15 protein-coding genes are annotated in these 21066 nt (G+C 41.3%); 10 read left to right on the plus strand and 5 right to left on the minus strand.

Annotation, left to right across the window (positions count from 1 at the left end; genetic code table 11):
• A complete protein-coding gene (gene dctA / locus JWR61_RS18910) occupies positions 1 to 1263 on the minus strand; it encodes a C4-dicarboxylate transporter DctA (RefSeq protein WP_301929288.1) in 1263 nt (420 codons plus the stop codon).
• Between the two features lie 208 nt (positions 1264 to 1471).
• Here dctA and JWR61_RS18915 point away from each other — a divergent pair, with 208 nt between their 5' ends.
• On the plus strand, positions 1472 to 2530 hold the full coding sequence (locus JWR61_RS18915) for a trans-acting enoyl reductase family protein (protein ID WP_301929289.1): 1059 nt from the start codon (positions 1472 to 1474) through the stop codon (positions 2528 to 2530).
• A gap of 20 nt (positions 2531 to 2550) precedes the next feature.
• Here JWR61_RS18915 and JWR61_RS18920 read toward each other — a convergent pair whose 3' ends face one another.
• The 3 genes from JWR61_RS18920 to JWR61_RS18930 are packed head-to-tail and all read right to left on the minus strand — an operon-like array spanning position 2551 to position 6127.
• The gene (locus tag JWR61_RS18920) at positions 2551 to 4092 is read right to left on the minus strand and encodes an acyl-CoA carboxylase subunit beta (RefSeq protein ID WP_301929290.1); all 1542 of its coding nucleotides are present in this window, start codon (positions 4090 to 4092) and stop codon (positions 2551 to 2553) included.
• A 37-nt stretch (positions 4093 to 4129) separates the two neighbouring features.
• Complete coding sequence (gene accC / locus JWR61_RS18925; RefSeq protein WP_301929291.1) at positions 4130 to 5602, minus strand: acetyl-CoA carboxylase biotin carboxylase subunit; 1473 nt, start codon at positions 5600 to 5602, stop codon at positions 4130 to 4132.
• A gap of 33 nt (positions 5603 to 5635) precedes the next feature.
• Positions 5636 to 6127, minus strand: coding sequence for a biotin/lipoyl-containing protein (locus JWR61_RS18930; RefSeq protein WP_301929292.1), 492 nt, complete (start codon positions 6125 to 6127; stop codon positions 5636 to 5638).
• A gap of 222 nt (positions 6128 to 6349) precedes the next feature.
• On the opposite strand from JWR61_RS18930, the gene JWR61_RS18935 reads away from it, so the two are divergent.
• The 7 genes from JWR61_RS18935 (at position 6350) to JWR61_RS18965 (ending at position 17420) form a co-directional block, all read left to right on the plus strand.
• A complete protein-coding gene (locus JWR61_RS18935) occupies positions 6350 to 7045 on the plus strand; it encodes a hypothetical protein (protein WP_301929293.1) in 696 nt (231 codons plus the stop codon).
• A gap of 168 nt (positions 7046 to 7213) precedes the next feature.
• Positions 7214 to 7975 (plus strand): class I SAM-dependent methyltransferase, encoded by a 762-nt coding sequence (locus JWR61_RS18940; RefSeq protein WP_301929294.1) that lies wholly within the window; start codon positions 7214 to 7216, stop codon positions 7973 to 7975.
• 490 nt (positions 7976 to 8465) lie between these two features.
• On the plus strand, positions 8466 to 10922 hold the full coding sequence (locus JWR61_RS18945) for a TonB-dependent receptor (RefSeq protein ID WP_301929295.1): 2457 nt from the start codon (positions 8466 to 8468) through the stop codon (positions 10920 to 10922).
• A 146-nt stretch (positions 10923 to 11068) separates the two neighbouring features.
• Entirely contained in the window at positions 11069 to 11824 is a 756-nt protein-coding gene (locus JWR61_RS18950; protein WP_301929296.1) for a rhomboid family intramembrane serine protease, read from the plus strand.
• Between the two features lie 70 nt (positions 11825 to 11894).
• Positions 11895 to 12674 (plus strand): prolyl oligopeptidase family serine peptidase, encoded by a 780-nt coding sequence (locus JWR61_RS18955; RefSeq protein WP_301929297.1) that lies wholly within the window; start codon positions 11895 to 11897, stop codon positions 12672 to 12674.
• A gap of 265 nt (positions 12675 to 12939) precedes the next feature.
• A complete protein-coding gene (locus tag JWR61_RS18960; RefSeq protein WP_301929298.1) occupies positions 12940 to 14001 on the plus strand; it encodes a hypothetical protein in 1062 nt (353 codons plus the stop codon).
• A gap of 608 nt (positions 14002 to 14609) precedes the next feature.
• Positions 14610 to 17420: an SUMF1/EgtB/PvdO family nonheme iron enzyme gene (locus JWR61_RS18965; RefSeq protein WP_301929299.1), complete on the plus strand. Its 2811-nt coding sequence runs from the start codon at positions 14610 to 14612 to the stop codon at positions 17418 to 17420.
• Positions 17421 to 18065: 645 nt separating this feature from the next.
• Here the strand turns inward: JWR61_RS18965 and JWR61_RS18970 are convergent.
• Positions 18066 to 19157: a serine hydrolase gene (locus JWR61_RS18970; RefSeq protein WP_301929300.1), complete on the minus strand. Its 1092-nt coding sequence runs from the start codon at positions 19155 to 19157 to the stop codon at positions 18066 to 18068.
• Positions 19158 to 19421: 264 nt separating this feature from the next.
• On the opposite strand from JWR61_RS18970, the gene JWR61_RS18975 reads away from it, so the two are divergent.
• Positions 19422 to 20381 carry a YafY family protein gene (locus JWR61_RS18975; protein ID WP_301929301.1) on the plus strand — a complete coding sequence of 320 codons (960 nt, stop codon included), beginning with the start codon at positions 19422 to 19424 and terminating at the stop codon, positions 20379 to 20381.
• A gap of 120 nt (positions 20382 to 20501) precedes the next feature.
• Positions 20502 to 20999, plus strand: a complete 498-nt coding sequence (locus JWR61_RS18980) for a DinB family protein (protein WP_301929302.1) — start codon at positions 20502 to 20504, stop codon at positions 20997 to 20999.
• The last annotated feature ends 67 nt before the right edge of the window (positions 21000 to 21066 follow it).

Here is a 21066-nt window from a genome sequence, read left to right on the forward strand (position 1 = left end):
CTATCCTTCTTTTGAAGCATTCCTGCCCAGCGTAACTACATGCTTGTAAACGTTTTCATTAATGGCTTTTTCACTTTTTGCTATCACAACGGTGGCAACTGTATTACCAATAAAATTGATCAGTGCCCTTCCCTCACTCATAAAACGATCTACCCCAATCAACAAACCCAGTCCCTCCAACGGGATTACTTTTAATGCAGTTAATGTAGATGCCAATACAATAAAACCGCTGCCTGTAACGCCTGCAGCACCTTTACTGGTTAACAGTAATATGCCGATAATAGTTAACTGTTGCCCAAGCGACAAATCCACGTGAAATACCTGGGCCAGAAATATTACACTCATGCTTAAATAAATGGTAGTTCCATCCAGGTTAAAACTATAACCGGTCGGGATAATTAATCCTACTACTTCCTTATCACATCCGGCATCTTCCAGCTTTTTTATAACTGACGGCAAGGCTACTTCGCTGCTGCTGCTACCCAATACTATTAGAATTTCTTCTTTGATGTAAACCAGCAATTTCCATAAACTAAATTTATAATAACGGGCTATTAAATTCAGCACCACAAAAATAAACAGCAAGCCCGTAATATAAAAAGCAAGCATTAGTTTGCCCAGCAAAGCAAGGCTTGTAAAGCCAAATTTGCCGATTGTAAAAGCCATACCACCAAAGGCCCCGATGGGACTAAGCCGCATCACGATCTTTAAGATATTAAACAACACTTTATTGATGGTTTCAAAACTATTCAACAAGGGGATTCCCTTGTTACCAATCCATTTCAGTCCTATAGCAAACAGCACACTAAAAAAAAGGACCTGTAAAATATCGCCTTTGGCAAATGATTCCACAATATTGGTTGGAACAATATGCGAAAAAAATTCTCCCCAGTTCATTGCCTTTGCCTGCGTTGCATATTGCGCCACTTTATCTGCCTGCATATTGCTGTACACTATACCTGCACCGGGTTTTACAAGGTTAGCAACTATTAACCCAATTATAAGTGCCAGGGTTGTTACTATCTCAAAATACAAAATAGCTTTGCCGCCTATGCGGCCTGCTTTTTTTAATTCGCCGGCACCCGCAATACCGCTTACGATCGTAAAAAATATCACCGGGGCAATCACCATGCGGATCATGTTAATGAATGTTTCACTGATCAGCTGTGCTGTAGTTGCAAAACCAGGGAACAAAAACCCAACCAATACCCCCGCCAAAATGCCAATGATTACCTGTATATATAAAACCTTTAAATACTTCACAATTAGTTTTTAAGATGGGTAAATTAGCATTTTTTATTGACTACACATTGCAAAAACGGATAGTGTCAGGTTCCTAAAGGGATGACGGTTTAAAAACACGTTTGTACACGCACGCTGTAAAAGTGATGGCTTGCCAGGATTTCGGTTTAGTTGCCGGAATAACTGTTGCTTAAATTAAATAGTATTCTTGTTTATCGTATTTTTAATCATGCAACACGAGTTTCTTTTATATGGTGCAAATGGATATACGGGTGAGTTAATTGCAAGGCATGCCATGCAATACAAGTTGCTGCCCATACTAGCAGGCAGACGAAAGGAACAGATTGCTCCATTGGCTGCTAAATTAGGATTGCCTTATAGAATCTTTGACATGAATGACGGAGGTGCTTTGCTGGCCGCCCTTAAAGAAGTGAAAGCCGTAATACATGCTGCCGGACCTTTTGAGTATACAGCAAAACCAATGGTACTGGCTTGCCTGCTTACGGGCACACATTACCTTGATATCAATGGCAGCATTGAGGTTTTTGAGATGATAAAGCAATATGATGCCTCAGCCAAAAAAGCAGGTGTGATGCTGTTGCCAGGTGCCGGTTTTGATGTGGTGCCTACCGACTGTATTGCGCTGCAGTTAAAAAATTTATTACCTAATGCCGTGCGGCTTCAGCTGGCTTTTGCCACTACAGGCGGCTCATTATCCCACGGAACAGCCACTACAATGACGGATAAATTAGGCGAGGGCGGAGCTGAAAGAAAAGACGGAAAAATAGTAAAAGTTCCGCTGGGTAAAAAAGGCATGTGGGTTGACTTTGGCCCTAAGCAATTGTTTGTAATGAGCATTCCATGGGGCGACGTATCCACTGCATGGTTTACCACAGGCATTCCCAATATTGAAACTTATACCGGGGTTGCTAAAAAAACTTTTACTTTATTAAAATTGCAATGGCTATTTAACTGGGTACTGCGCAGAAGCAGCATCCGTAAAATCATTAAAAATAAAATTAACCGCCAGCCGGCTGGTCCGGCTGACGAGCAGCGAACTAATGCCCGCAGCCTGGTTTGGGGGCAGGTGATAAATGAAGATGGAAAAACGGCTATTGTGCGTATGAGTGCTCCGGAAGGATATACCTTAACTACGCACAGCGCTTTGATAATTGTACAAAAAATATTAAATGGTAATTTTTCTCCCGGCTATCAAACCCCCGCCAGCGCCTATGGCGAAAACCTGGTAATGGAAATCCCGGGTGTAAACAGAGAGGTTATTGAATAAAAGAGCAATGGCGCCGTTTTTTACAAAGGAATATTGCCATGTTTTTTTCTCGGCCGCTTCGCCACTTTATTTTCCAGCATGGCATATGCCTTGATTAATTTTTTCCGGGTATCTTTTGGTTCAATTACCTCATCAATAAAACCCCTCTCAGCGGCAAGGTAGGGCGTTGCAAATTTTTCTGCATACTCCGCCTCTTTTTCCAGTAATTTTTTTGCCGGATCTGCAGCTTCCGCAATTTCTTTTTTAAAAATAATTTCGCTGGCGCCTTTTGCGCCCATCACTGCTATCTCCGCAGTAGGCCAGGCAAAATTCATATCAGCACCAATGTGTTTTGAATTCATCACATCATAAGCTCCGCCATAAGCCTTACGTGTAATTACGGTCACTCTTGGTACAGTGGCCTCACTCAAAGCGAATAATAATTTGGCACCGTTGGTAATAATGCCGTTCCACTCCTGGTCGGTTCCCGGTAAAAAGCCCGGCACATCTACCAGCACCAGTAAAGGAATATTAAAACAATCGCAAAAGCGGGTAAAGCGGGCACCTTTTTTTGAGCTGTCAATATCCAGCACACCTGCAAGGCACATCGGCTGATTGGCAACAATGCCAATACTTCTGCCAGCCAGCCTTGCAAAACCAACAACAATATTTTGGGCATAGTTGGTATGAATTTCAAAAAAACTTTGGGTATCACAAATGCCATCAATCACTTGGCGGATGTCATAAGGCTGATGGGTACTTTCAGGAATAATTTCTTCCAGGCACCCGCGGGTTTCATCCTGCGGTGTATAGGCGTACTTTGGCACAACATCTTCGCAGTTTTGCGGCATGTAGCTCAGTAATTTTTTCATCTGCGCAATACATTCCATGTCGTTGGCAGCGGTTAAATGTGTTACGCCCGATTTGGTTGAATGCGTAGAGGCTCCACCCAGCTCTTCTGAACTTACCGCTTCATTGGTAACGGTTTTTACAACATTCGGACCTGTAACAAACATGTAACTGCTGTTTTCTACCATCAGTGTAAAATCTGTAATGGCAGGCGAATATACAGCACCACCGGCGCAGGGGCCCATTATGGCCGATAACTGCGGGATAACGCCGGAAGCCATCACATTCCTGTAAAAAATATCGGCATAGCCTCCGAGTGAACGTACCCCTTCCTGTATCCTTGCGCCGCCTGAATCGTTCAATCCAACCATGGGCGCTCCCGTCTTCATGGCAAGATCCATAATGCGGCAAATTTTTTCCGCATGTGTTTCAGATAAAGCGCCGCCAAACACGGTAAAGTCCTGCGCAAAAACATACAGCAACCGGCCATTGACAGTTCCATAGCCGGTGATTACGCCGTCGCCGTAATACTGCTGATCTTCCATACCGAAATCTTTTGTGCGGTGCAAGACCAGCGCACCAATCTCCTCAAATGATCCGGAGTCCATCAATAAATTAATCCGTTCTCTCGCCGTCAATTTTCCTTTTTTATGCTGAATCGCATTCCTTTCAGCACCGCCGCCCGCTTTGCCTTCCGCTATCTTTTTTTGTAACAGTTCCGTTTTTGATTTCATCAAAAAAAATTTAAAAATAATTGTACCGGTGTTTGGTTCAGGCCAGCCTTCTTTTCCAGCTGGTAGATTTATTTTCCACCGCTCTTGTAATTTTTTGTTCTTCTATCCAATAATGCAATGCGACAATCGCTGCGGCATGCGCTTTTACCTGCTGCTGCGCTTTTATCTTTTCAGGGCTGTAAAAAGTTTTTACAAAATGAGTATCGAATTTTCCTGAAACAAAAGCGTCGTGCTGCATAACAAAACTGCCGAAAGGTAATGTGGTGGACACACCTTCAATTTTATATGCAGCTATAGCCTCCTTCATTTTTTGAATGGCTTCTATCCTGTTTTTTCCGTGCGTTACCAGTTTTGCAATCATGGGATCATAATAAATAGGGATGCTCATTCCTTCTTTATATCCATCATCTACTCTTATCCCATCGCCTGATGGTGGCGAATAGGTAGTGAGCGTTCCAATCGATGGCAAAAAATTATTGAACGGATCTTCTGCATAAACCCGTAGTTCCAGTGCATGTCCGTTAATGGTGATGTCTTCTTGTGAAAATCCTAATAATTCTCCCCGGGCAATTTTTATTTGTTCTTCCACAAGGTCAATGCCGGTGATCATTTCGGTTACGGGATGTTCCACCTGCAACCGGGTATTCATTTCAAGAAAATAAAAATTGAGTTGTTCATCCATCAAAAACTCAACTGTACCGGTGCTGAAATAATTACAGGATTTTGCCACCATCACAGCTGCCGCTCCCATGGCTTTGCGCAATGCTGGTGTCAGAATGGAGGAGGGTGATTCTTCCACTACTTTCTGATGCCTTCGCTGAATGCTGCACTCCCGCTCAAATAAGTGAACGGTATTGCCCGCTTTATCCGCCAGCACTTGTATTTCGATGTGCCGTGGACAGGCAACATATTTTTCAATAAAAACAGCCCCGTCACCAAAAGAGGAGGTTGCTTCGCTGGAAGCCCGCTGCATCTGTTCCTCAAAATCTGCTTCTTTTTCTACCACCCGCATTCCTTTACCACCACCGCCCGCGGAGGCTTTTATTAAAACCGGGTAGCCAATTGCTGCGGCTGTTTTTTTTGCCATTGCTACATCTTCAATAGCCGTATCAACACCTGGCACCATGGGCACGTTGTATTTTTTAACACAAGCCTTAGCTGCAAGTTTACTTCCCATTATACGCATAGCTTCTGGCGAAGGTCCAATAAACACGATGCCTGCGTCTTCCACCATTTGTGCAAACGCAGCATTCTCGCTTAAAAAACCATATCCGGGGTGAATACCATCCACATTCAATTGTTTGGCAAAAGCAATGATGGCTTCACCGTTTAAGTAAGATTGGGTAGATGGCGCCGCTCCCAGGCAAACCGCTTCATCAGCGTATAGTACATGAGGTGCATTTCTGTCTGGTTCTGAAAAAACGGCTACCGACCGGATGCCCATTTTACGGATGGTGCGAAGGATACGCAACGCAATTTCTCCGCGGTTGGCTACTAATATTTTTTGCATTGCATTTGTTATTTTAAAGGTCTGCACAAAAACTTATTCCAGCTCTATTAAAACCTGGCCTTTTTCTACCGTTTGCCCGGCCGTTACGGCTATTTTTTTTATGATGGCTGCGGTGCTGATTACAATACAATTCTCCATTTTCATAGCTTCCAGAATCAGCATTTTATCCCCTTCATTTACAGACTGGCCATTGGTTACAGCAATCTCCAGCACCTTGCCCGGCATAGGCGCTTTTATTTCCTTTATGTGCTTATTCGTTGCTAAACCAAAGCCCATTTTGTCAAGTACTTCGTCCATCTCATCTTTAACAGACACCTCAAAATTTTCTCCGTCAACTTCTACGGTAAAATTTTTCGAAGCCATGTCAGTTTGCAGCATTTTTACATTCAGCGATTGCGTTTCGTGCAACAGGCTATACTCACCCGGGGCGGTTTGTATTATATCGGCAGCAGCCGCTTCGGCTTCAGTGAAGGAAAATTCAAACCCGTTCGCCTTCACTTTTAATAATTTTTTTTTATCGGGCATAGTGCAAGTTTTTCGCCTTGGGCATTTGGGTAAAATCTATTTTTGAATTGCCTGGCAATTGTTATGATGAAAATTACGAAATAATAAATAACCAGCATCAATTGACTAAGCGTGACCTAAAACATCCGCTTTCAAAATATCGCCGCAAGTGCTTTAAGAAGGAGATGCATTTACGAAATGTTACTTATCAAAAATGTACTTTTACTTTTTATAAATTCTGCTATGTTTAACCTGCCCCAAATAGAACAAATCATTAAACAATCTCACTGGTGGCAAACGGCAGCTGTCACTTTGGACAATCATTACAGCAATAACAGTGGTATTATGCTGACAGATCATTTGCAGCAGGTGTATGACAATGTGGAAACCATCTTCAAGCAACCTGAAACAGGTTTTTACGGAGACTTATTCAATCTTTTAAAGCAGTTAAATGTAGACAAGGAAGAATTAAAAAATGAGCTGAAAGTAGTTGCTTTATTGCATGATATTGGTAAACCGGTGGAAGATAAAAAAATGGTGATGCCACATCCGCTCACGGGCAAACCGGCCCACAAACGTCATGGTCTTGCGGGCCTGATGGCAGCCATGGAAATACTGGCACCCAGCCTTGATGAAATACCTGAAAAAAGAGACCGCATTTACCGTACCATTGAACTGCATGATATGTCGTACGGCTTATTCCGGGAATACCAGGCAACGTTGATTATTCCGCCACATGACCGATGGACTTATATTAATCATAAAATACACATACTGCCTGCTGCGGGCATTATTTACCTGTTGATTTTTAAACTGGCAGATGTTCACGGTCATGAAAACATTTCAGATGTGATTTGGTTTTATCATGCCGTAAAATCAAATTACTTTAATCAGCTGCTGATTGATTTACCTATGCCAACCGAAGCAGATATCCGATAGTTTACTAAGCGCAACTTGAAGTTAATTTCAGCGAAAATAAATAGCCTGCCCGGTTGCCTGGATGCGCCGGATTGCAGGAAGTTTATTTGATGGTTATTTTGATAAAACATTTTACTGTTGCATGTTGTTTCCTTGTTGTACCAAACAGTTACGAATAATTTTGAAGCCATGAAATTAAAACTTGTACTTTTTTTTGTTTATTTCAGTTGTTGCTTTTCAGCTTGCCACCCGCAACAGAATGACGCTGTATTAAAATCAACAGCAAAAAAACCGGATTATACTATTGGCAAGGCTTCGGAGGATGGTATTGGAAAATTTTATCTTGGGCGTGAAATTGCACATGTAATGGGCGCCTCGGGCAGCGACTGGCTGGAGAGAGATGATCGCGATAAAGAAGAAAATACATCGCTCGCCATAGCAAAAATACAATTGCCTGCAACCGGCGTAGTGGCTGATATCGGCGCTGGCACGGGGTATTACAGTTTTCGGTTGGCGGCTAAAGTACCACAAGGAAAAGTATATGCTGTGGAGATACAGGATGAAATGATTGCCCTCCTCAAAAACAAAAAACAACAATTAAAAGACAGTGTGGTAGACATCATCAAGAGCACAGTTCTTTCTCCCAACCTGCCGCCAAACAGTACCGACCTGGCGATAATGACCGATGTATATCATGAGTTGGAATACCCGGCAGAAATGTTACGTTCCATTTATACCGCACTAAAAAGCGATGGCAAATTATTACTGATCGAGTACCGTGGTGAAGATGCGTCTATTCCTGTCAAAGCATTGCATAAAACTACCGTGACCCAGCTGAATAAAGAACTCAATGCAAATGGCTTTAAGCTGAGTTTTAAAGGTGATTTTTTACCGATTCAGCATTTTTTATTGTTCGAAAAAATAAAGAAGCCCTCAGATAAGGCTGAATAGATACCAATTAATTATTGCCATTTACTGGCATCTTAATTGTAAAATATTGCCGTGCGGCATTGGCCGGCAAAGAATCGGCAAACAATTTCATATTCAATTAAAGTCATTTCTTGTTATAGGAATTATCCAAACCAACTAAAATTGGGGAAGTATTAGCTTGATTTCATAGACTTTACAATGATTGTAAGTCCAACAAAAAAGAAGCAAAACATAATAAACCGGATTAAAGACATTACAATTTTTTTATTTTTTATAAAGCAAGTCAATTAAATATTCTGAAAGTATGACGGTTATGACCGAACATCTTGATTTCGGTCAGGCATAAGTAGTATTGGAAATCGTTGCTTAGGGGGTTAGCATTTTAAGACCATGAATGTAGGGTTAATTTATCAGTTATAGTTGCCGTTTAAATAAAATATGCCACAACTTTTTTATTATCGGTCATGTTTGAGCTTTAGATGAGAAATTTGCATCCACTTAAATAAGTTGAATGAAAAAAATAGTACTGTCGTTGATTATACTTGTGTCCATATTAATGGTGCAGGCCCAGGATGAAAGAACAAATACCGTTTCTGGCAACATCCGGGATTCAATCTCTCATCTTCCACTGGAATATGCTACCGTGAGTTTATTTACAAAAGGAAGTACCAAACCGGTGAACGGAACAGTTACAGATAATAAAGGCCACTTTATAATAAATGAAATTAAAGACGGCGTGTACACGATTGTGTTTGAATTTATAGGTTACAAATCGGTCAGTATAAAAGATGTGCGGCTCGATAAAACCAACCCCGTAATGGATGTAAAAACCATTGCGCTTGATCCGCAAAAAACGAACCTGCAATCAGTAACGGTGGTTGCACAAAGCAAACTGGTAGAGAATAAGATTGATAAAATGGTGTACAATGCCGAGAAGGACATCAGCTCTCAGTCCGGCGTAGCGACAGATGTGCTGAAAAAAGTACCGCAGGTTTCTATAGATGTAGATGGCAATGTGCAGCTGGCGGGCAGTTCGGGCATTCGTTTTTTGGTTAATGGAAAACCCTCCACCGCTTTTGGAAGCAGCATTGCAGATGTATTGCAAGCCATCCCGGCAAGCCAGATAAAAAGCATCGAAGTAATTACCAATCCGGGCGCTAAATATGATGCACAGGGCATGGGCGGCATAATTAATATCATTTTAAAAACCAGTACGGCAAAAGGATATAATGGCAATCTATCCTTAACCGCAGGCACCAGGAATGAAAATGGTTCTTTTAATTTAAATGCCCGTAAAAACAATTTTGGTGTCAATGCATTTATCAGCGGTAATCAGCGCCTTACTTCAACTACACATTCCACCAGTGACCGTTTAACAACAGACAGTATCAGCAACAGTACCCTGCACCAGGAAGGAACAGGCCGGTTTGAGCGCCACGGATTGCAGGCTGGTACCGGTTTTGACTGGACGTATAAAAAACACAATAACTTTTCCGGCTCCCTGTCTTATAACGATTTTGGTTACACAGGCACCGGGCATAACAACCAGGTGCTGCATTCAGATAAAGTTGCCGGGCAACCACCTATACTTTCTGGCATCAATTCCAATTCTCTTTATAAATCCAGTAATGTTGATGCTGGTTTAAACTATAAGAGAACATTTGCGAAGGAAGACCAGGAGCTGGAAATAAATGTCAACACTAGTTCGGAAACCAATAAAAATACTTCTGCAAATGAACAATTGCTGTTGCCGCAGGACTCTTTGTTTTACGGCCGCAAAAGCAGTAACCCCGGCAAAGTAAATCAAACAGAAATAAGGATAGATTATGCGCAGCCCGTTATGAAAGATGTCAACTTTGGTATTGGTGGCAAGTCGTCTTTTTATAATATCAACAGTACTTCACTAGTGGATGGTTATCTTGCGGACCTGCAGTTATACCAGCCGGATGCTTCGCTCAGTAATAATTTAAAATACCATCAAAAGGTATATGCGCTGTACAGCGAAATCAGCTTCCACGTGGCAAAACTATTCCAGGCAAAAATTGGGGAACGGTATGAGCGTACAGAAATCAATTCTTATTATTCCAATGCGCAACACCAGGTAAAAATACCGGGCTATAATACACTGGTTCCTTCGGTTTTTTTATCAAAAAAAATCGGCGATCATCATACCATTAAACTCAGCTATTCCAAAAGAATTGAGCGGCCGGGATATGATGACCTGAACCCTTTTGTAAATACCAACGATCCTAAAAATCTCACTGCAGGCAATTCCAATCTGCAGCCCGAAATCGGTCACCGCTATGAGTTAGGTTATAGCCGTGATATGGGCAAAACAGGATCAGTTATGGCCAATTTGTTTTACCGCCTGAATGAAAATGATATACAACCTTACCTGGTTTACTATCCTTCATTTACAGTGGGCGATACCACCTACACAAACGTAACAGTTAGCACCCGCCAAAATATTGGCAAGGAGCAAAACGTGGGAATGAACCTTTTTGCAGATGTACACATCAATACCAAATTTGGCCTGCGCAGCAATGTATTTATATTCAGACGGCATACCATCAATACACTGGACAAGGGCTACGATTATAACAGTTTTAATTATCGTTTTAACCTGAACGCCAACTACCAGTTTACCAATACGCTGGTAGCTGAATTTTTCGGCAACTTCAATTCGCCGCGGCACGAGGCGCAGGGCAGGTATCCTTCTTTTACCACTTACAGTTTTGCGATGCGCAAACAGTTCTGGAAAAAGAAAGGAAGCCTTGCATTAAGTGCAAATAATTTTCTGCAGGAATATGTAAGTCAAAAAACAGAATTATTTGGCCCTGGGTTTTCGGTAAATAGTGAGCGAAAAATACCTTTCCGTTCCATCGCCCTTAATTTTACCTGGAAGTTTGGCAAGCTGGAATTTAAAAAGAGCAATAACGAAAATGAAGAGCGTGCGCCAATAGAATAACGAATATTTTTTCAGCAAAATTTGGTTTAATAATTGTTCTGGCAAGGGTAATTTCCACACCGGCCATATGTACATTTGTGCAATGCTTTTTATATAGCACTTGTATTGGATGCAACAAATTTTGCCGGAAAAATAAAACCACTTTCATGCTCCCTATCAGCGACGACAATTCAGACCGTAAAACATTTCCTGTTGTAAATTTAATTTTCATCGTACTCAACATACTGGTGTTTATTGTTTATCAGCAGTGGGGCACCAACACCAATTTTACCTACAGCTATGCCACGGTACCGGCAGAAATTTTATCAGGCCACGATATAGTAACTGATGCGGTAATTGTACATGATCCCGTGAGCGGGCGAACCATGCAAATTCCAGGTCTGGGTATTACAGCCATTCCAGTTTGGCTTACATTGTTAACAAGTATGTTTATGCATGGCGGCATTGCACACCTCGGCGGCAACATGCTGTACCTGTATATTTTTGGCGATAATATCGAAGACCGGCTTGGACATGTACGTTATTTTTTCTTCTATTTACTATGTGGCATTCTAGCCTCGTTAACTCATGTGTTTACGGATTACCTGTTTGGTGAAAATCACCTCATCCCAAGCCTGGGTGCATCCGGTGCTATCTCGGGTGTAATGGGCGCCTACCTGCTATTTTTTCCAACGCGAAGAGTGACCGTTTTTCTATTGTTCTTTTTTATACATGTGCCGGCCTTTATTGTACTCGGCTCCTGGATACTGCTGCAGCTTGCCAACGGTACCGGCTACCTGGGGGGCAATGAGGCGACCGGCATTGCCTATGCAGCGCATATCGGCGGCTTCTTTGCCGGGTTATTGCTGGTGAAAAAATTTTTACCGGAAAGTGCTGTCAACTCCAGGCGACGGGTTTGGTAAAAATGAGCTGGCCATACCCATAAATCTATTGCTGCTATTATCTTATATTTAGTTTCTAAAAAACAGTACCATGATTTCTCGCAACATTAAAACAGGTATTTGCTGCCTGGCATTTTTATTACTGGCAGGTATACAATCATTACAGGCGCAAAGCGGTCGGTTCAGTTTTGAAAAATACATCAACCACCAGGATACACTGCGATACCGCATGCTTTTTCCGGATGCAGACAACATGCAAAAATACCCATTGGTAATTTTTTTACATGGCAGCGGCGAGCGGGGAAATGACAATGAAGCGCAGCTCAAATGGGGTGCACAAAATTTTGCTACCGACGAGGCCATGTCCATGCATCCTGCTTTTGTAATTGCCCCGCAATGCCCTGAAAAGGAAGGCTGGAGCAATTTTGACGGAAGAGATAAAAGTACTGATCTTAAACTAAAGCCCAGCCCTTCAAAAGTAATGGGTCTTGTGATTGACCTGGTACATGAGATGATTAAAAAATTTGCCATTGATACCAATCGCATCTACATAACAGGCTTATCAATGGGGGGCTTTGGCACTTACGATGCAATTGAAAGATACCCCGATTTATTTGCTGCCGCAGTTCCTGTTTGTGGTGGTGGCGATGTTTCCAAGGCACCGCTGATTGCGAAAATGCCTATCTGGATTTTTCACGGTGCAGAAGACCCCGCGGTAAACCCCGCCTTCTCGGTAAGTATGTTGGAAGCGCTCGTAAAAGCTGGTGCTCATCCCGGGTTTACACAATATCCTTCAACCGGGCATTTTTCCTGGCTGGCCGCCTATAAAGATCCATTGATGATGGAATGGTTATTCAGGCAACACAAATAATTCTGTCTTATTGATCCATCGCTTTGAAAGTCTGTAAAAGGAGGTCCCAAAGTGAAACCTCAACCATCCTATTTCTTCTTCCAAAATTCAAATTTAGCTCATCACAAAGCGGGTTATTTTTTTTATTGTAAATTGGCAGTATAAAAACCAATCCGGATGGGGTGTATGGAATTTCTTAGCCCGGTTAATTACTTATTGAGTAAGTGATCGAATGCAATTACAATCCATACCCTGCATCTTTTGTTCAAGATAACTGCTAACCTCAATGAGAAGATTTTTACTTGTATTTATTTGCATAGCATTTTTTACGTCCGCAAACGCCCAGGATTTTTCTGCATCCAGGTTGATTGACATGTTGTCCGGCGACCATTATAAAATAGAAAAACAGGTAACAGGTAAAAAATATCGTTTCACTGGCTCCGAATCATTTGGCGATACCGTCGTCAGAACCTATCAATACCGCCCCGTTATAAAAAACAGCAAAAAAAAGACGGCTGATTCGATAGCGAGAAGGATGCAAATCTCGTCCCTCAAAGAAACGTTTACACTTACTTACCAAACCACTTCGCCCGCAGAATATACCGGCATAATTGACAAATTAAAAAAAGATTCCTTCTACTGCGAATACGAAAAGGATAGCACGGTAAAATCACATTTATATCAGCATGAAGATTATACAGCAGATGCAACTGTAATAAATGAAGATGGCACCAATTGGTATGGAATTACATTTTTTAAAAAAGAATTTCCGTTAACCCGCGATGTACATTTTGCAGAGGACCTGCTGGATTTTACCTCACACGAATACCTGGTTTATTATTTTGGTGAAAAACATGTAAAAAAAGATGTGTACTATTTTTCAAAAAATGATATTGTAAAATGTTCCGTACTTTTTAATAATACCAAACGCCAGGTAATTTTTGTTTGGCGGGATGGCCTGAACAGGCGCAACCTCGATAATATACTCATTGGCGGAGCGCACAAATTAAAAAGCCAGGAAGGTTATGATAAATTTACCGCTGAAAATGACTGGTTAACAAAAAGTGGTATACATCCCGGCATGCCCCTGTTTGAGCTGCGCACATTAAATGAAGGCAATTTTACTTTTTGCGGCGGAAACTCTCCCAACCCCGGTTTAATATTTTCCGATTCGGAGGGAAAAGTTGATTTTAAAAATACAGACATTATACTGGGCTGTATGAATTGTACGGACGATAAGTTCCTTGCATCGCCAAAACTCAACGCCGACAAAGCTATGCTGGATGGAAGAATTTTATTTGTTTTAACGATGGTACTTTACCCTATAGCCAACGGTATCTTCAACTGATTTTTCCAATATGTCATCGTTCAATAAAGGAAAAATGTCCCGCGGACGGGACATTTTAAATGTAGGGTTTCAGGGTACGTTAAAGTATCATCGGAGCTTTCTTTAACTATTTTATCGTGCTTTTTACTGTTGTTTTATTAACATCGGTTTTTCCTGCAGTTGAATTTTTAATGCTCAAAATCATGAAAAAATTCTTTCAAATAGTTGTTGTTGGTTTTTAAAAGGTTTCAGGTAATTCTGTAGGATTTGATTTTTTTTCTTAGGATATTGGCTGCCATACTGGCTTTTTAAAGGAATTGGGATTCGGGATTTGTTACTTAAAACTTAGCTGCTTTGTTTTCTTCTGATGTAAAAATGCAACGAATATCTGGCTGGTTTTTTATTTTTCGTTTAATGTATCACTTGTTTCGACGAATGAATAGAAATCCTCGTTTTGATAAAACGAAGCAATACAAATCTTTTAGAAAAACATTGATTCAAATTGATTACAGACAAATCAGATGGTAATAAAATTGTAACAAACTGAGGTTGCAAAATATTATCTTGTAATAACTAACCAGTAGTAATTTAAATTACAGTTTTAGTCACTTTATTTTTATACATCCAATATGAACAAATATCAAACCTGCTTCCTCATATTTTCTTTCGCAATACAGTTTATTTTTTTTCCGCCAGCAGTCAATGCCCAATTGGGCTTGAGTAAAATAGTCCTCAATGAAAACAAACAAATTATTTCCGTTGTTACAGGAGACAAAACTTTATCGCTTCAAAAACCTGTTGCCCTGTTGGGTTATAGCATCAACCAACAACAGTATTCCATCAATGCAGGTTCTCCCCTGGTTCAGGTTAGCGTAAACTTTAAAGATACAGTGGCTCCCTATGTAAAAGCTACCGTAACATTCACCAATACTTCAGCAGATACCATTGAATTAAGCAACGTGCTTCCGCTGCAACGGCAGGGGAGCGAAGTATATATCACCGGGCTGGGATCGCACCCGCTTTCCCGCACGAATCTTTTCCTACCGGGCAAATTGCCGGTGAATGTAATTGTACCTGACAATGCCTGGGAGCTTGGCTACAATGGGTTTCCTGTTTCGGCAGATAAAAAATTAATGCTGTTGAGCCGGCGCAACCGCAGCTCCATAAAACAGGGCGAACGAAAAAGATTCGAAACCGTCCTGTATCCGGGAGGCAGCGTAGACTATATTATCTACGGGGAAATGTATACAGGCAACTGGCAACAGGGATTGAACCTGGCTTTTCAGCAGCGCTGGCTGTATGACCTGGATACATTCAACGACAGCTTGTACCAGCGAAAGGATCTGCAATGGATGCGGCATAGTTATGTATTGCACCTGATGGATGCATGGGATAAATTTTATTACGACAGCAATGAAGGCAAATACAAGCTGAAGGATTTTTTAGCAAGAGGTAAAAAGTTATATGGAGGTGATGACGTAGTAAGCATATGGCCCACCTGGCCAACGCTGGGTCTTGATCAGCGCAACCAGTTTGATTTATTTCATGATTTGCCCGGTGGCATAAAAGCCATGCAAAAGCAGGCTGTAATGAGCAGAAAAATGGGCGCCCGTTTTTTTATTTGTTATAATCCCTGGGATGAAAGCACCAACAGCAAAAATCATTTTGAAGGTCTGGCAGACCTGATAGGCTCAGTTACAGCAGATGGTGTAGTCCTGGATACCAAAGGAGAATCCAGCAGGGAATTGCAGCAAACAGCAGATAAAATAAGGCCGGGCGTAATCATGTACAGTGAAGGAATGGCGGTACCTAAAGACATGCCGAACATCGTGTCGGGCAGGGTGCACAATGCGTTGTATTATCCGCCCATGCTCAATTTGAACAAGCTTATTAAACCTGAATTTACCATCTTCCGTGTGGCCGAATTGTTTAAGGAAAAAATAAAAAGAGAATTTGCCACTTCATTTTTCAATGGCTATGGAACAGAGATCAATATCATGGCGCCCGGTCAGCCTGCGTGGGTGGAAGAACAGTATAAATATTTGGGCCGCACCAGCAGGATATTGAGAGAAAATACAGACAACTTTGTCAATCGTGGCTATACTCCGCTCATACCCGTAACTGCAGACAGCATTTGGGTAAACAAGTGGGAACACGATGATAAAATTATCTATACCATTTACAGCACCATCCCTGCAGGTTATAAGGGAAATCTTTTTACTGTGGAACCTGCCAAAAACTTTCATTATGCTGACCTGTGGCAACATCGTTTATTGGAGCCCGCTAGTAACAACAATCAATGGTTTATCCAAGCCGCCACGGATGCATTTAATGCAAGTGATCTCGGCACCAACAACGAAGGTGAAGTAGATTGCATTGCACGTTTACCCATTTTAATACAGGCAAAGCTGAATGGTGATGAGCTCACACTTGAGGCAGCAAACAAAGGAACTGAACTTCGCATATGGGCTGGCATGCCTGCTTATGACAAGCAGGTTGTGCTGTTTAAACCTGGTCGGCAAAAAATAAGCATCAGTAAATATTTTGGGCGTTATGAAGGCGATTTTGTGATCCAGTTAATGAAGGACGGAATTTTGCAGGACGAAACAATTGTTACGATTGCCCCAGGTACTCCACGACGTGTGTCTGTAATGCAGCCAACTATACCGTCAGTTAGCACACCTGCCGGAATGGTCGTAATACCAGCCGGAAAATTTAAATTCAATGCTACCAATGGAGATGAGTTCATTGCTTATCCAAAACAGGACCAGGACAGCGTATTTTCAATGCCTTCTTTTTTTATGGATCGATATCCCGTTACCAACCGGGAGTTTAAAAAATTCCTGGATGCGACCGCCTACCGGCCGACCGATAAAGCGAATTTTTTAAAGCACTGGATAAACGGCACTATTCCGCAGGGAAAGGAGAATTTTCCTGTAGTGTATATCAGTTATGAAGATGCAAAAGTATATGCAGCATGGTGCGGCAAACGCCTTCCTTCTGAATTGGAATGGCAGTATGCAGCGCAAACGCTCGATTTGCGGGAATGGCCGTGGCTACAGCAGCAACCTGTAACCAGAAAAGAAGAAGTGGTCAATGCTACCCTTACCGTTAGCCAGCTTCAGGGCATTGATTCTTCCCGCTGCAACCTGGGTAATGGAAAATTATATCCTGTTGGAAGCTATCCTGCAGGAGCCAATCCATACGGCCTGAATGATCTGGTAGGTTGTGTATGGCAGTTAACAAACGATTTGTATATGAGCGGCAGTCACCGTTACATTATGATGAAAGGCGGTTCTTATTTTAAACCCTCCAGCAGCTGGTGGTATGTACAAAGCGGACCGAGAGAATTGCATTACCGGCAATACCTGTTACGGGTTAGCCCGGGCTTTGAACGAAATGCAACTGTTGGTTTCCGTTGTGTGAAGGATAAAAAATAATTAGCCTGATCAGTTATCGTTATAAAAAATGCCCCAAAAAATGGGGCATGTAAAGTGTAGGGGTTCGGGTACGTTAAACTTTTATATTAGCGTTTGTAATGATCATTTTATTGCAACTGCTTTTGAATAATTTTTTTTATTATTTCAAAGTTTGCAATCACTGGAGCCAGTTGTCTATTAAAAAAAATGGTTTTAAATCTTTTGTAGAATACTGATTCTTAATTCTTTTGTTGGTTTTGGTTTTTGTTGGTTTTTTAAAGGATCGGATTATTGGTTTTTACTTTATTTTCTCAGGATGCTGGTTCTTTATTTCTTCTCAGGATCTCGTTCTTACTGGTCTTTTAAAGGGATTTGGATGTTGGTTTTTAATTCTTCTTAGTATTTGGTCTTTTTGGTCTTTTAAGGGATTTGGATGTTGGTCTTGATTTGTAAGCTTAGCTTTTGTTCTTATCTGATGTAAAAATGCAACGAATTATCAGGCTGTTTTGGATTTTTCGTTTAACGTGCAGGTTGTTTCGACGAATGGTTAAAAAACTTCGTTTTGATGAGATGTAGGTTTAGAAAAAAGAAGCCTGCTATCTAAACACTTTTTAAGATTGAGTAATTTGAAGACAATTAGCTATTACAAAAAAATTACTGCTGGTGTTATCTGGTTAATTCATGCAACGCAAACAAGCCCGTATAATCTGCAAAGCCACACTGGTGAAGGGTTTTAAGAATATGCCGGAACAGGCTGGCATTTTCTGCCAGGTTGGAAAAAAATACAATAGATATTTTTTTGAATGGTACAGTGATCACATAATTATTAAACCCGCAGGTACTGCCGGAATGAAACAAAACCAATGAATCCGAAGTTTTATAAAACCAGCCGGCACTGTAATATGCATTGGCTACACCTCCCGCTGCAACATGCATGCGTTGCATAATTTTCGGTAAATTCAGCAAGGTATTATTCTGAATGCCTTTCATCCATTTACGATAATCATTGATGGATGTATAGACACCTCCATCACCTTTGGTAGCACTTGTCATACTTTGGTCGCTGAAAAAAACATTTCCACTGCTGTCTTTGGCATAGCCCATAGCCCTGTGTACTATCAATGCATTCGCTTCATACACAATTGACGAATCCATATGCAATGGTATGAAAATTTTTTGCTTTATAAATGCTGCATAATGCTGATGCGACACTTTTTCAATAATGAGCGCCAGCAAACAAAAACCCGAATTGCTGTACCTGAATTGGGTCCCCGGCGTGAAATAAGTTGTATCGTGTGATTGCAATAATTGCAGTATATCTGCATCAAGCAACTGTTTTGTTTGTGATGCAGGCATCAGTTCTTCATAATCCAGTATGCCGGATGAATGAGTGAGCAGGTGGCTGATGTGCACCCTGTTGCCAACACCAGCAGGCAGCCCCGGCAACCATTTGCCAATAGCATCATTTATTGAAAGTTGGTGATTCTTCTCCAGCAACAAAATACCCATTGCTGTAAATTGCTTGGTGATTGAAGCCATGCGAAAATTAGTGCCTGCATCAATTGCTTTAGCTCCTTCCAGCACAGCAAGCCCAGCCTGCTTGTTATACAATGCTTTTCCATCCTGCTCTATTAATAAGGCAAACCCAGGCTGATCTTTCGCTTGCTGAAACAACAGGCTATCCAGTTTTTTACCCAACTGTGCATTGCAGCACAATGTGCAAAACAGGAAAGCTTTCAGCGTAACAATTTTCAACATATTCTTAGATTGCATCACTTTAAAAAGAAAAATATTTCTGGCGTCAGTTTATTAAAGTTCGCTCAAAATGGAGGAAGTTTTTTAAAGATAATTATGCCCGCAATTTAATCCTGAATAATTAAGAAAATCAGCTTATGCAGAATGAATCGTCTGCTATTAACCATTATAAGATCTTTATTCAGCATTTTCCGCTGAATTAAAATTGTATTTTTATAGATTTTGTTTACGGGCAAGTTCTATTTTTACGCTTACACAAATAAAAAAATGAACCGTATTGATCGTGTCACTGCCATCCTCATTCAGCTACAATCTAAACGTGTTGTAAAAGCACAGGAAATTGCCGACCGGTTTAACATTAGTTTGCGCACGGTTTACCGCGACGTAAAAGCATTGGATGAAGCAGGTGTGCCCGTAATTGGCGAAGCAGGTGTTGGCTATTCAATCATGGAGGGATACCGGCTGCCACCCGTAATGTTTACCCGGGATGAAGCCACCGCTTTTTTAACCGCAGAAAAGCTGGTAGAAAAATTAACCGATGTCTCTACCAGGAAAAATTATGGCACCGCCATGCTGAAAGTTAAAGCAGTACTGCGGCTTACGGAAAAAGATTACCTGGAAGATATGGAGCAGCATATTGAGGTAATCGAAAATCAATATGTTCCCAAACGCAGCAATGATACCATTCACCTGCAGCAGGTATTGCAAAGTATTGCTGCCAAAAAAGTATTGCAGCTTGATTATTTTGCCAACCACAATCAACAACAAAGCAACCGGGACGTGGAGCCGGTAGGCATTTATTATTTAGGCGAAAACTGGTATATGGTAGCCTACTGCCGTTTGCGTAAAGACTATCGCACTTTTAAATTCGGCAGTATTACTAAGCTTACTGTAATGGATGTACATTTCGAAAAGCAGCACCCATCTTTAAAAAGTTTTTTGAATAAGGTATCCAAAGAAAAAAATTTGCAGACTGTGGTGCTGCTGATTGATAAAAATGTGCTTCCTTATTTTGGTGATCAGAAATATTACAATGGTTTTGTATCGCAAAAAGAAGCAGATGCCAACACCATTGAAATGACTTTTTTAACCGGCTCACTAATTGGTTTTGCAAGATGGTTCCTTTTATTCGGTGATCATGCGATTATTAAAAGTCCGCAAGCTTTGATGGATGAAGTAAAAGTTGCGCTGGCTTCCATTTCAAAAAAAGTAAATGCGGCTAATTGATGTCGCATCAAAGCAAGGCAACTGTTTTTTTCTATACTTTTTTTAATTTAATTTTTCCTGCTGACATAAGGCTGTCACAAGCCCGGATTTTCTTTGTGGTATAAACAAAACGATTATACCATGTCACAAATTGCAACATTCCAAAAAGAGCTAGAAAAAGAAGCAATTACTACCCGTAAGATGTTTTCCGTTATTCCCGACGATCAATACGACTGGAAACCACATCAAAAGAGTATGACCATTAAAGTATTGGCAACTCACATCGCTGATATATTTACCTGGTTTGGCATGACGCTGAACACCAGCGAACTTGATTTCGCCACGAACCCGTACCAGCCCGAAGATGTTGACAACACAGCGGAGTTGCTGTCCTTGTTCGAAAAAAACCTTGTTCAGGCAAGAACCGCATTAGCCAATGGAAAAGATGAACAGCTGAATGACATCTGGACCCTGCGCAATGGGGAAGAGATTTGGGTAAAAGATCCAAAAGGAGAGGTAATTAGAATGTGTTTTTCGCAAATCATTCATCACCGGGCGCAACTGGGTGTTTATCTCCGGTTACTAAATATTCCCATTCCCGGAAGTTATGGGCCCAGTGCGGATGAAATGGGTTTATAGCGAATGCAGGCATTACCAATGACAAACGGCTGAAAATATTCAGCCGCTTGTCATTTATTGTCAGGTT

This window comes from Ferruginibacter sp. (assembly GCF_028288465.1).
Taxonomy (GTDB): domain Bacteria; phylum Bacteroidota; class Bacteroidia; order Chitinophagales; family Chitinophagaceae; genus Ferruginibacter.